We start from the raw sequence: 14,639 nt of genomic DNA on the forward strand, positions 1-14,639 counted from the left end.
AATACTTAAAACTTTTACCCCAATGGCTTCCCTCCGTTTTACAAAGTTGAAAATAACCGCCGGTTATACTTTGTTACTGGCGATCCTCCTTTTCTCGCTGGTGTTTGTACATCGTGAAGTGGAAGCATTGTCGGCTGCCGACGACCAGCAGAATCTGCGGACAGACAGCCTGCTTACTCTGATTCACGAGAAAGACCAGAATACCATCCAGATGCTTCGCGTATTGAGTGAAGCGAATGACAGCCTACTTTCCGCTTCGGAGATTGAAGAGATTATTTCCGAACAGGACTCTGTTATAATTCAGCAACGGGTGCAGCATCGGGTTATCACTAAACGTGACTCTCTGCTGACTACTCACAAGAAGAAAGGCTTTCTCAAGAGACTGGCGGAAGTGTTTGCTCCTTCCAAGGATAGTGCCGTACTCGTTAATACATCCTTGGAAGTTGCTACGGATACCATTTTAGAACCAGTTGCTTCTAAAGATTCCCTCCAGCAAAAGATTCGCATGGCTACCGAAGAAAAACGATTGCAACGACGAAAAACAATCCGGCGCACCAGTACGAAATACCAACGCATGAATTCGCAGTTGACAGCAAGAATGGATAGCCTGATAAAACAATACGAAGAAGAAATGACTTTGCGTGCCCGTCAGGATGCTGAGATGCAACAAGAGGTAAGAATGCACTCCGCACGCACCATTGCCGGAATCGCTATCGGTGCGGTTCTGTTGTCTGCCGTTTTCTTGGTATTGATAGTACGTGACATCTCTCGCAGCAACCGCTACCGTCGGCAGTTGGAAGAAGCGAACAAGCGGGCGGAAGACCTACTCGTTGCCCGTGAAAAACTGATGCTCGCCATAACCCACGACTTCAAAGCACCGCTTGGCTCCATCATGGGTTATACCGAACTACTGTCCCGTCTGACGGAGGACGAACGGCAACGCTTCTACCTGGATAACATGAAAAGTTCCTCGGAACATCTCTTGAAACTAGTCAGCGACTTGCTCGACTTCCATCGCCTTGACCTTAATAAAGCGGAAGTGAATCGTGTCACTTTCAATCCTTCGCAGTTGTTCGAAGAAATCTATGTCAGCTTTGAACCGTTGACGGCTGTTAAAGGATTGGTATTGCAGTGTCACGTCGCTCCGAAGTTGAACGGACGTTACGTCAGTGACCCTCTGAGGCTTCGGCAGATTGTGAACAACCTTCTGTCTAATGCCGTGAAGTTTACTCAACAAGGTGAGATAACGCTGACAGCCCGATATGATTCTTCAAAGCTGACGATAGCTATTGCAGATAGCGGAAAAGGTATGGCAGCCGAAGACCGCGAACGCATTTTCCAAGAATTTACCCGTTTGTCCGGTGCCCAGGGAGAGGAAGGGTTCGGCTTGGGATTATCCATCGTGAAGAAACTGGTTGTTTTGCTTGAAGGCACGATTGATGTACAGAGCAAACTGGGAGAGGGAAGTTGCTTTACAGTAGTTCTGCCCCTGTATCCGGTAGGCGAATCCATCCCGGAAAGTCAATCATCTCCGGAAAACGAAACTGCGGATATTGACGAAGCCGCGACTGCCATTCCTCTGATGAAAGTAATCCGTGTCCTTTTGATTGATGATGATAAAATCCAACTCAGCCTGACGGCAGCTATGTTGAAACAGCACGGCATTGACGCAGTATGTTGCGAGCAACTCGAAGAACTTATCGAACAACTCCGCACTTCTGTTTTTGATGTATTGCTGACAGACATACAAATGCCCGCTATCAATGGCTTCGATTTGGTAAAACTCCTGCGTGCTTCCAACATTCCGCAGGCAAAGACCATTCCTGTGATTGCCGTGACCGCCCGCAGCGAAATGGATAAGGATGCCTTGTGCGAGCACGGCTTTGCCGGATGCCTGCATAAACCGTTTACGGTGAAAGAATTGTTGATGACAGTCAACGAGGGACAACTTTCGGCTGATGAGGCTCACATCACAGAAGATATGGTAAACACCGGAATAAACTTTTCCGCACTCACCGCCTACTCCGGGGATGACCCGGAAGCGGCATATTCTATCATTCAGACCTTTGTTGAGGAAACCAAAAAGAATGTCGAACGAATGCGACAAGCCTTCATTGACAAAGATACGGACGGGATAGCTGCCATGGCACATAAACTGCTCCCTCTCCTCACGTTGATAGGCGCATCGGACGCAATAGCTCCTTTAAAGTTTTTGGAATCCTGCCGTGGAGAGTCTTTCTCTAGTGAAATAAGCGATACGGCATCGGCTGCACTATCAACCGTTTGTATTATAATCAGCGAAGCGGAAAATTACTTAACGTCGATGAAAAGTGTCGATTAGGCGGAAATATCCTACTCCTTGACCGGTCATCGTATCTTTCTTGTCTTTATCCAAACCTTTTCTCAAAATAAATTGTTTACTTTGTATCACTTAATTTACACTGGCACATTTTTACATGAAACGAAAATGGATACGATGGGTAAGCTGGATTCTGCTTACTCCTATATTACTCTTTGTAATACTAATGGTATTGCTTTACGTCCCCCCCGTACAGAATCTTATACGTCGGGAGGTTACTGTATATGCTTCTAAAGCAACCGGCATGCAGATTCAGGTGGAACGAATCGACCTTCGTTTCCCGCTCAATCTGTTGGTTCGTGGCGTGGAAGTAATTCAGCAGCCCGACACACTCTTGTCTTTGGAAAGCCTGAATGTACGCGTGCAGGCGTGGCCGCTGTTCAAAGGGAAAGTGGAGGTGGACGAAGTGACATTGAGCCGCGTTGCTTTCAATTCTGCCAATTTGATAGACGGCATGGAGATAAAAGGTGTATTGGGACGTTTCTTCCTGCAAAGTCACGGTGTCGATTTGTCTAACGAAACAGCCGTTATTAATGCGACGGAACTATCGGACACTCATGTGCAGATGCTGATGAACGACACCACGACTACTCCCAAGGATACCACCGCTTCGGCTCCTGTAAACTGGAAAGTAGACCTTCATCAACTGAAACTGAAAAACGTATCGTTCAGTATGCAGCTTCCCGCTGATTCGATGCGGATGGCTGCGCATATCGGTGAAGCGACCATTGACGATGCCCAAGCCGACTTGAGGAGCCAGTTCTATGGACTGAAACAATTTTTGTTGTCAAGCACTTCCGCCAGCTACGATACTGGTTCGGCTAAACCCGTCGAAGGTTTCGACGCTTCGCATATTGCTGTCCGTGATGTCAGCATCGGGCTGGATTCCTTATTATATAAAGGTAGGGATATGAATGCTGTCATCCGTGAATTCACTATGAACGAACGTTCGGGATTGAGCGTTACTTCACTGACGGGACGGGCATTCTCCAATGATTCAATCATTTGTATACCCGGCTTGAAACTGCAAACTCCTCATTCTGAAATAGATTTATCCGCTCATACTTATTGGGAACTTGTCAACATCCCGACTACGGGGCGTTTGTCTGCCAACCTGAATGCGTATATCGGCAAAGAGGACGTGATGTTATTCACTGGCGGACTGCCGGACAGCTTCAAGGAAGCCTATCCTTTTCGTCCGCTTGTCATCCGTGCCGGTACGGACGGTAACTTGAAAGAAATGCAGATTTCCCGCTTTACGGTAGACTTGCCGGGCGCATTCTCCTTAGAGGGCGGCGGTATCCTCGAAAACCTCGCCGATAGCATTACCCGCTCGGGAACCATCGGCCTGAAGATGAAAACGCAGAACCTGAATTTCCTTACCGGCTTGTCCGGTGAAGTGCCTAACGGTACGATTGTCATCCCCGACAGTATGAATCTCGTTGCGCAGGTAGACATCAAAGGTCCTGAATACAAAGCAAACCTGCATCTGAAAGAAGGGCAGGGGGCTATGAATGTGAACGCGGCATTAAATACTGCCACCGAGGTTTACAAGGCAGACTTGAAAATAGACAACCTGCAACTCCATCATTTCCTTCCGAAAGACTCCATTTATGAGCTTTCCCTTTCTGCAGCCGCTGACGGGCGCGGACTAGATGTGATGTCTTATCGCTCATATGCCAAACTGGATTTGGCTTTAGACCGATTGCATTATGCTCAATACCATCTCTCCAACGTCCATCTGACAGGAGCTTTGAAAGGTGCGTTAGTGACAGCCAACTTGACGAGTGATAATGAACTGTTGAAAATGACGACGGATGCTGAATATAATCTGGCACACAGCTATCCCGATGGAAAAGTGACGGTTGATGTCACCCAGCTCGACTTGCACGAACTGGGACTGATGCCCGAACCGATGAAACGCCCGCTTACTTTCAATCTTTCTGCGGAAGCCCGTCAGAACCGGGTGTTTACGCATTTTATTTCCGGTGACATGAAACTCAACCTGAGTGCACGTTCCGGTGTCAATCCTCTGATTAGCCAGTCTACCCGCTTCGTGGACGTCCTGATGAAGCAGATTGACGAGAAGGAACTGAATCACGCCGAACTGCGTAAAGCATTACCGACAGCTGTCCTGTCTTTCTCCGCAGGAAAAGAGAATCCGTTAGCCTATTTCTTGGCTACCAAGAACATATCCTACCATGACGCTTCCATGAAATTCGGAACGGCTCCCGATTGGGGAATCAATGGCAAGGCGGCGGTTCATGCGCTGAAAGTAGACACGTTGCAACTGGATACTGTCTTCTTCACAGTGAAACAGGACACTACGCTTATGAAGTTGCGTGTTGGAGTGATAAACGGTCCGAAGAATCCGCAATTCTCTTTCTCCACTACCTTGACGGGAGAAATTCGCGACCGCGATGCGGAATTGCTGGTGGATTATAAGAATGGTAAAGGTGAGACTGGTGTATTATTGGGCGTAAATGCCCGCCCTCTTTTCGAAGGACAGGGAAAGGGCAACGGAATAGCTTTCACGCTGATTCCGGAAAAACCGATTGTCGCCTTTCAGCAGTTCCATTTCAACGAGAATCACAACTGGATTTATCTGCATAAGAATATGCGCGTATATGCCAATGTGGATATGTGGGACGAGGAAGGCATGGGTTTCAGAGTTCATTCCATGCAGGGCGATACGGTGTCTTTACAGAATATAGATGTGGAAATACGCAGAATCCGCTTGCAAGAGATTACGAGCGTGTTGCCTTATTTCCCCGAAGTAACCGGATTGTTCTCTTTGGAAGCCCACTATGTACAAACTGAAAAAGACTTGCAGCTCTCTGCCGAAGCGTCTATTGACGAACTGACTTACGAACGCCAGCGTATCGGTGACATTGCTTTGGGGGCTACCTGGTTGCCGGGCGAACAGGGAAAACAATATCTCAACGCTTATCTGAACCACGACCAGGTGGAGGTGCTGGTGGCAGATGGAAAACTGCTTCCTACCCGGACGGGCAAAGACAGCCTGGAAGTGAATACGACACTGGAACATTTCCCGCTCCGGGTGGCGAATGCGTTCATTCCCGACCAGATGGTCACTCTGTCCGGCGACATGGACGGAAACTTGAATATCACGGGCAGCACAGAGCAGCCTTTGATAAACGGCGAATTGGTATTGGATAGTGTTGCTGTTTTTTCCAGTCAATATGGCGCACGTTTTGTGTTCGATAACCGCCCCGTGCAGATAAAGAACAACCGGCTGTTATTTGATAAATTCGCCATTTATACTACATCGAAGAATCCATTTACCATTGACGGTTATGTCGATTTCCGTGATATGAGTCGTCCGATGGCGAATCTGAATATGCTGGCACAGAATTATACATTGCTGGATGCCAAACGCACCCGTGAAAGTTTGGTCTACGGTAAAGTATTTGCCGACTTCCGGGCAACGGTGAAGGGGCCTTTGGACGGACTGAATATGCGTGGGAATGTAAGTCTCTTGGGCAATACCGACGTCTCCTATGTCTTGACAGATTCACCTTTGACAGTGCAGGACCGCTTGGGAAGTCTGGTTACATTTACCTCATTCAGCGATACCACGACTGTCGTCCGGCAGGAAGTGCCGACCGTCTCGTTAGGAGGACTGGATATGGTAATGATGGTGCATATCGACCCGTCTGTCCGCGTGAAAGTCGACTTGGACGCAGGCAATGACAACCGCATCGAACTGGAAGGCGGTGGTGACCTCTCCATGAAATATACTCCGCAAGGTGACTTGACCCTGACGGGACGCTATACTTTGAGTGGCGGCTTGATGAAATATGCCTTACCGGTGATTGCCGCGAAAGAATTTGCTATTGACAATGGCAGCTATGTGGAATGGACGGGAAATCCGATGGATCCGATGCTGAACTTCAAGGCGACCGACCGCATCCGTGCGTCCGTATCCGAAGGGGAGAACGGCGGAAGCCGCATGGTTAATTTCGATGTCTCTGTCGTTGTCAAGAACCGTTTGGATAATCTTTCGTTTGCGTTCGATGTCGCAGCTCCCGAAGATGCGACTGTACAAAATGAGTTGACTGCCATGGGGGCGGAAGAGCGTGGTAAGCAAGCCCTGTATATTATGGTGATGAAAACCTATCTCGGTACCGGCCCGATTGGCGGCGGTGGTGGCGGACTTGGCAAGTTGAACATGGGTTCTGCCCTGACTTCCGTATTGAGTAGCCAGATAAACTCATTGATGGGCAACTTGAAAAATGCGAGCCTATCCGTGGGTGTCGAAGACCACGATGACTCGGAGACAGGAAGCAAACGTACGGATTACAGTTTCCGTTATTCGCAACGTCTGTTCAACAACCGCTTCCAGATTGTAATCGGCGGTAAGGTGTCTCAGGGTGAGAATGCGACGAATGATGCCGAATCCTTTATCGACAACATTTCTTTGGAATATCGTCTGGACAGAACCGGAACCCGCTATATCCGCCTGTTCTATGACAAGAATTATGAGAGTGTGCTCGAAGGCGAGATTACGGAAACCGGAGTAGGTATCGTGCTTCGCAAGAAGTTGGACAAACTAAGTGAACTGTTTATCTTTAAGAAAAAGAAGTGAAGAAACGAGAATAAAGAAATAAGAAGCAAGGATGAAAGCTATACATATAAAAATATTGGCTGTTTGCCTGATAAGTGTAGTAGTATCGGCATGTTCGGTGACGAAACATCTCCCCGAAGGGGAAGTGCTTTATACCGGAAGCAAGACTGTCATATTGAATAAATCGACAACGCCCGTAGGAGTAACGGCTCGGACGGAAATAAATGCAGCCCTTGATAAAACACCCAGTACGAAGATGCTTGGCGGTATGTTGCCTATTCCCTTTAAAATGTGGATGTACAATAACTTCGTGAAATACAAGAAGGGATTCGGCAAATGGATGTTCAATCGTTTTGCCGCAAACCCGCCCGTGTTTATTTCTACGGTCAATCCGGAAGTGCGTGTGAAGGTGACTACCAACTTACTGCGTGATTATGGCTATTTCAATGGCAAGGTAGCCTATGAAACGATTGTTGACAAGCAAGACAGTCTGAAGGCAAGCATTGTCTATACGGTGGATATGAAAAATCCTTATTTTATTGATACGGTGTATTATCAGCGTTTCACTCCCCAGACTCTACGGATTATGGAGCGAGGACGTCGGATGTCTTATATCAGTCCGGGAGAACAGTTCAACGTAGTAGACTTGGACGAAGAACGTACCCGCATCAGCACTTTATTACGTAATCGTGGATATTTTTATTTCCGTCCTGACTATATGACTTATCAGGCGGATACTACTTTGATACCCGGCGGGCATATCAGCCTTCGCCTGATTCCCGTCCCAGGATTGCCTGCCGCGGCACAACGTCCTTATTACTTAGGTGATGTCTCTGTCTATTTGTTTGGAAAGAACGGAGAAGCCCCGGATGACAGCATGATGTACAAGAACCTGAATATTCACTATTACAAGAAATTGCAGGTTCGCCCTAATATGCTTTATCGTTGGCTCAATTATCAGCAGTTTGTACGTAACGCGCAAATGCGTGCTTCCAACCGTACCCGGCTTTACAGCCAGTATCGCCAGGAACAGGTACAGGAAAAACTCAGTCAGTTAGGGATATTCAGCTATATGGATATACAATACGCTCCCAAAGATACGACAGCTGTCTGTGATACGTTGGACATTACAATGCAGGCGACTTTCGCCAAACCTTTGGATGCCGAATTGGAACTGAACGTAGTAACTAAAAGTAATGACCAAACCGGTCCCGGTGCCTCATTCGGTGTCACCCGGAATAATGTGTTCGGTGGCGGTGAAAGCTGGAATGTAAAACTGAAAGGTTCTTACGAATGGCAGACCGGCGGTGGAGAGAAAAGTTCGTTGATGAACAGTTGGGAAATGGGTATATCCACTTCTTTGACTTTTCCGAGAGTCGTTTTCCCGCGTTTCGGTAAAAGAGAATTTGACTTTCCCGCCACGACTACTTTCCGTCTGTATATCGACCAGCTGAACCGGGCTAGATACTATAAGCTGTTATCCTTCGGCGGAAACGCGACCTACGATTTCCAACCGACACGTACCAGCCGTCACAGTATCACGCCTTTTAAACTGACATTCAACGTACTCCAGCACCAGTCGGAAGAGTTTAAAAAGATTGCCGCTGACAATCCTGCGTTATATGTCAGTCTTGACAATCAGTTCATTCCGGCCATGGAGTACACCTATACGTATGATAACGCCTCTGTGCGTAGAGTGAAGAATCCTATCTGGTGGCAATCTACCGTAACTTCTGCCGGAAACGTGACCGCTACCATCTACCGTGCTTTCGGCCGGCCGTACAACGAGGAAGGAAAGAAGCTTCTGGGTGCCCCGTTCTCTCAGTTTATGAAATTCAATACGGAATTTCGCCACCTGTGGAATATAGACAAGAATAATAAGCTTGCCTCTCGTGTAGCATTGGGTGCTCTTTTCGCATACGGCAACGCTACGATTGCCCCATACAGCGAACAATTCTATGTCGGTGGTGCCAACAGTATCCGTGCTTTTACAGTGCGTAGTATCGGTCCCGGCGGCTATCATCCGAAAGACAGCAAATATTCTTATCTTGACCAGACAGGTACATTCCGCTTCGAGGCAAACGTCGAGTATCGTTTCCACATCTTCAAGCGTTTCTGGGGAGCTACCTTCCTCGATGCCGGCAATGTCTGGCTGATGCGCAAGGATGAGGCACGCCCCGACTCGCAGCTCCGTCTGAAAACTTTCCCGAAACAGATTGCTTTAGGAACAGGTATCGGCTTCCGCTACGATATGGATATCCTCGTCTTCCGTCTTGACTTCGGTATTCCTTTGCATCTGCCGTATGATACGGAACGAAGTGGCTATTACAATGTTACCGGAGCCTTCTTTAAGAATCTGGGAATACATTTTGCTATCGGGTATCCCTTTTAATGTTCTTTCTTTGTCTTGAAACAAAGAAAGTTTTTGTACATTTGCAACGAAATCTGATGCCACTGACATCACTAACCTTTTAATATTACATAATTTATGAAACCAACTTTATTCTTATTGGCAGCCGGTATGGGCAGCCGTTATGGAGGCTTGAAACAATTGGACGGTCTGGGTCCTAATGGCGAAACTATTATGGATTATTCTATCTATGATGCCATCAATGCGGGATTTGGTAAGCTTGTATTTGTAATCCGCAAAGATTTTGAACAAGATTTCCGTGATAAAATTATTTCCAAATACGAAGGCCACATTCCTTGCGAATTGGTATTCCAGTCTATTGACGACCTTCCCGAAGGCTTCACTTGCCCGGCAGACCGTACAAAACCATGGGGTACTAACCATGCAGTAATGATGGGTGCCGATGTGATTAAAGAACCGTTTGCGGTAATCAACTGTGATGACTTTTATGGTCGTGACTCATTCCAGGTAATGGGTAAATTCCTTTCCACTCTTCCTGAAAATTCAAAGAACGTTTACTCAATGGTAGGTTTCCGTGTAGGAAATACATTAAGTGAGAGCGGTACAGTATCCCGTGGTATCTGTAGTACAGATGCTAAAGGTCTGTTGACTTCTGTCGTAGAACGTACAAAAATCCAACGTATGGACGGTGAAGTGAAGTACATTGATGACAATGGCGAATGGACAGCTACTCCCGACACTACTCCGGTTAGTATGAATTTCTGGGGCTTTACTCCTGATTATTTTGCTTACAGCCAGGAATTCTTCAAAACTTTCCTAAGCGATCCGAAGAACATGGAAAACTTGAAAAGTGAATTCTTCATCCCGTTGATGGTGGATAAATTGATTAATGACGGAACTGCAACAGTTGAGGTACTCGACACTACCAGCAAGTGGTTTGGCGTTACTTATCCGGAAGACCGTCAGAGTGTAGTAGACAAGATTCAGGCATTGGTTGATGCCGGTGAATATCCTGCTAAGCTCTTCTAAGGAAACATTATTGCTTAATATAGGGAGCAGTCATTCTTGTGGATGACTGCTTTTTTTGTTTTTCATAACGTATCATACTAACCTGTATCCAATAAATATTCACTATCTTTGCAGTCCAAAACCGTATAAATCAGAGACAGAAGTGATTTCAGTAGAAGGATTATCAGTAGAATTTAATGCGACCCCTCTCTTTGAGGATGTCAGCTATGTTATAAATAAAAAAGACCGCATTGCGTTGGTTGGTAAGAATGGTGCGGGTAAATCTACCATGCTTAAAATATTGGCGGGCTTGCAGTCGCCGACACATGGAGTAGTGGCTACTCCGAAAGACGTTACTATAGGATATTTGCCGCAGGTGATGATTCTCTCCGACAGCCGTACGGTGATGGGGGAGGCGGAACTCGCATTTGAACATATATTTGAGCTTCAGGCTAGGCTGGATCGTATGAACCGGGAACTTGCCGAAAGAACAGATTATGATTCGGAAGAATACCACCAGTTGATAGACCGTTTCACTCACGAGAATGACCGTTATCTGATGATGGGCGGCACAAACTATCAGGCGGAAATCGAACGTACGCTGCTCGGATTGGGATTCAGCCGGGAAGACTTTGAACGTTCCACTTCGGAATTCTCCGGTGGATGGCGTATGCGTATCGAATTGGCGAAACTTCTGTTGCGTCGTCCTGATGTACTTCTGCTCGACGAGCCGACCAACCACCTCGATATTGAAAGTATCCAATGGCTGGAGAACTTCCTGGCAACCCGTGCCAATGCAGTTGTATTAGTCAGCCATGACCGTGCGTTCCTTAATAATGTGACTACCCGTACGATTGAGATTACCTGCGGACAGATTTATGACTATAAGGTGAAATATGACGAGTTTGTCGTCTTGCGCAAAGAACGTCGTGAACAACAACTCCGTGCTTACGAAAATCAGCAGAAACAAATCCAGGATACGGAAGATTTTATCGAACGCTTCCGCTATAAGGCTACCAAAGCCGTGCAAGTACAAAGCCGTATCAAACAACTCGAAAAGATAGACCGCATCGAAGTGGACGAGGAAGACAACTCTGCATTGCGTCTGAAATTCCCGCCTGCCAGCCGCAGCGGAAACTATCCGGTAATCTGCGAAGACGTGCGCAAAGCATATGGAAACCACGTCGTTTTCCATGATGTGAACCTGACCATTAACAGGGGGGAGAAAGTCGCATTCGTCGGCAAGAACGGTGAGGGTAAATCTACTTTGGTGAAATGTATCATGGGCGAGATTGACTTCGACGGTAAGCTCACTATCGGTCATAACGTCCAAATCGGCTATTTTGCACAGAACCAGGCGCAGATGTTGGATGATAACCTGACAGTATTTGATACCATCGACCGTGTGGCCACAGGAGACATTCGCTTGAAGATACGGGATATATTGGGAGCTTTCATGTTCGGCGGCGAAGCCTCGGACAAAAAAGTAAAAGTCCTCTCCGGTGGTGAACGTACCCGGTTGGCAATGATTAAGCTGCTTCTCGAACCTGTCAATCTTCTGATTCTCGACGAACCGACCAACCATTTGGATATGCGCTCGAAAGATGTGTTGAAGGAGGCCATTCGCGAATTTGACGGCACAGTGATTCTTGTCAGTCACGACCGTGATTTTTTGGACGGGCTTGCGACTAAAGTATATGAGTTCGGTGGCGGAGTGGTGAAGGAACACCTCAGCGGTATCTATGAATTCCTGCAAAAGAAGAAGATAGACAACCTGAACGAACTTCAGAAAGGCGCAAGTTTATCGGCTTCTCCCACGGCATCCGCCAAGGGGAACAATGAACAGGAAGCTGCGCAACCTTCAGAGAATAAACTCTCTTATGAAGCCCAGAAAGAACTGAATAAGAAAGTGAAGAAACTCGAACGCCAAGTGGCGGATTGCGAAGCCTCGATAGAGGAAACTGAAGCGGCGATAGCCATTGTCGAAGAGAAGATGGCGACTCCCGAAGGGGCTTCGGACATGAAACTGTATGAACAGCATCAGAAACTGAAGCAGCAGTTGGATACCATTGTTGAAGAGTGGGAGCGCGTTTCGATAGAACTGGAAGAAGTGAAAGGCTAGAACTTCCTTTTAGATAGCATGATAATTCTATAATTATTATATTGAATATGAAAGTAACCAAGTATTTACCAATTCTTGCCGTATGCCTTATGACAACAGGATGTAACAGTAAGAAAGAGGCCGTACTGACGTCCGGTATCGACCTTGCTAATCTAGATACCACGGCTATGCCGGGTACAAGTTTTTATCAATACGCTTGTGGAGGTTGGATAAAAGACCATCCGCTGACAGACGAATATTCACGTTTCGGAACATTCGATATGTTGCGCGAAAACAGCCGCGAGCAATTGAAAGCACTGATTGCCGAACTGGCTGCGAAGACAGATAACGCTCCGGGCAGTGCCGCTCAAAAAGTGGGCGACCTTTACAACATCGCAATGGATAGCGTGAAGTTGAATAAGGAGGGTGTGGCTCCGATTAAGGCTGAACTGGAAGCTATCGACGCACTCAAGGATAAGAACGAAATCTATGCATATATTGCTGAAAGCCAGAAGAAAGGAATCCGTCCTTACTTCACTATGTTTGTAAGCGCAGATGATATGAACAGTTCCATGAATATGGTGCAGACCTATCAGGGTGGTATCGGAATGGGACAACGCGACTATTATCTGGAAGACGACGAGCAGACTAAAAATATCCGCAACAAATATCAGGAACACATCGCCAAGATGTTCCAGTTGGCAGGCTATGATGAGGCTACTGCACAAAAAGCGGTAAAAGCCGTAATGAACATCGAAACCCGCCTGGCTAAAGCATCCCGTTCACAAGTCGAGTTGCGTGACCCTCATGCCAACTATAACAAAATGGACATGGAAACGCTGAAAAAGAACTTCCCTACTTTTGATTGGGATACTTATTTCACTCTCTCAGGATTGAAAGACCTGAAAGAAGTAAACATCGGTCAGCCTGACGCCATGAAAGAAGTTGCCGATATTATCAATACCGTATCACTGGACGACCAGAAACTATATCTGCAATGGGGATTGATAGATGCTGCCGCTTCTTACCTGAGCGATGACTTCGAAGCTCAGAACTTTGATTTCTACAGCCGTACCATGTCCGGCAAGAAAGAAATGCAACCTCGTTGGAAACGTTCTGTTAGTACAGTAGACGGAGTTCTTGGCGAAGTAGTGGGACAGATGTATGTAGAAAAATACTTCCCGGCTGCTGCCAAAGAGCGTATGGTTACATTGGTGAAGAATCTGCAGACCTCTTTGGGCGAACGTATCAAAGAACTGGAATGGATGAGCGAACCGACCAAGGAGAAAGCTTTGGAAAAACTGGCTACCTTCCATGTAAAGATAGGTTACCCGGATAAATGGAAAGATTACTCTGCTCTGGAGATTAAAAACGATTCTTACTGGGCAAACATCGAACGTGCCAGCCAATGGGATTACAATGAAATGATTGCCAAAGCCGGCAAGCCGGTCGACAAGGACGAATGGCTGATGACACCGCAAACCGTCAACGCATACTATAACCCGACTACCAACGAAATCTGCTTCCCCGCAGCCATCCTGCAACCGCCATTCTTTGATATGAATGCAGATGACGCGATGAACTACGGTGCTATCGGAGTTGTTATCGGACATGAAATGACGCACGGATTCGACGACCAGGGACGTCAATATGATAAAGACGGAAACTTGAAAGATTGGTGGACGGAAGAAGACGCTAAGAAGTTTGAAGAACGTGCCCAGGTAATGGTGAACTTCTTTGACAGTATTCAGGTTGCTCCGGGCGTACAGGCTAACGGTCAATTGACTTTGGGTGAAAACATTGCCGACCACGGCGGTCTGCAAGTTTCCTACCAGGCATTCAAGAACGCGACAGCTGCCGCTCCTCTCGAAACAGTTGATGGATTTACTCCCGAACAGCGTTTCTTCCTTGCCTACGCTAATGTATGGGCAGGAAATATCCGTCCGGAAGAAATTCTCCGGTTGACCAAACTCGACCCTCACTCATTAGGCAAATGGCGTGTGGACGGTGCACTTCCTCAAATCGGAACATGGTACGAAGCATTTAATATTACCGAGCAAGACCCGATGTTCGTTCCTAAAGACAAACGCGTGTCTATCTGGTAATAGTTCTTGAATAGAAACCTGCTTTGCAAAGAAGCGTTGATTTTTCATATAGAAGAGTCAACGCTTTTTTTTATTAATTCACACCTTATTTATTACGTACGATAAAC

General features: G+C 46.8%; 6 protein-coding genes. All 6 read left to right on the forward strand.

Features of this window, described 5'->3' with window-relative positions; genetic code table 11:
- The first annotated feature begins 22 nt into the window (after positions 1-22).
- On the forward strand, positions 23-2,341 hold the full coding sequence (locus CLIN57ABFB40_RS15840; protein ID WP_175630977.1) for an ATP-binding protein: 2,319 nt from the start codon (positions 23-25) through the stop codon (positions 2,339-2,341).
- 115 nt (positions 2,342-2,456) lie between these two features.
- Positions 2,457-6,968 carry a translocation/assembly module TamB domain-containing protein gene (locus tag CLIN57ABFB40_RS15845; RefSeq protein ID WP_175630978.1) on the forward strand — a complete coding sequence of 1,504 codons (4,512 nt, stop codon included), beginning with the start codon at positions 2,457-2,459 and terminating at the stop codon, positions 6,966-6,968.
- Between the two features lie 31 nt (positions 6,969-6,999).
- Entirely contained in the window at positions 7,000-9,339 is a 2,340-nt protein-coding gene (locus tag CLIN57ABFB40_RS15850) for a BamA/TamA family outer membrane protein (RefSeq protein WP_175630979.1), read from the forward strand.
- A 96-nt stretch (positions 9,340-9,435) separates the two neighbouring features.
- The gene (locus CLIN57ABFB40_RS15855; RefSeq protein ID WP_175630980.1) at positions 9,436-10,347 is read left to right on the forward strand and encodes an NDP-sugar synthase; all 912 of its coding nucleotides are present in this window, start codon (positions 9,436-9,438) and stop codon (positions 10,345-10,347) included.
- A gap of 142 nt (positions 10,348-10,489) precedes the next feature.
- On the forward strand, positions 10,490-12,448 hold the full coding sequence (locus tag CLIN57ABFB40_RS15860; protein WP_175630981.1) for an ABC-F family ATP-binding cassette domain-containing protein: 1,959 nt from the start codon (positions 10,490-10,492) through the stop codon (positions 12,446-12,448).
- Positions 12,449-12,495: 47 nt separating this feature from the next.
- Positions 12,496-14,532, forward strand: coding sequence for a M13 family metallopeptidase (locus tag CLIN57ABFB40_RS15865; RefSeq protein WP_175630982.1), 2,037 nt, complete (start codon positions 12,496-12,498; stop codon positions 14,530-14,532).
- Positions 14,533-14,639: the final 107 nt, after the last annotated feature.

The sequence above is a fragment of the Bacteroides acidifaciens genome (assembly GCF_903181435.1).
In the GTDB taxonomy this organism is placed as follows: Bacteria; Bacteroidota; Bacteroidia; order Bacteroidales; family Bacteroidaceae; genus Bacteroides.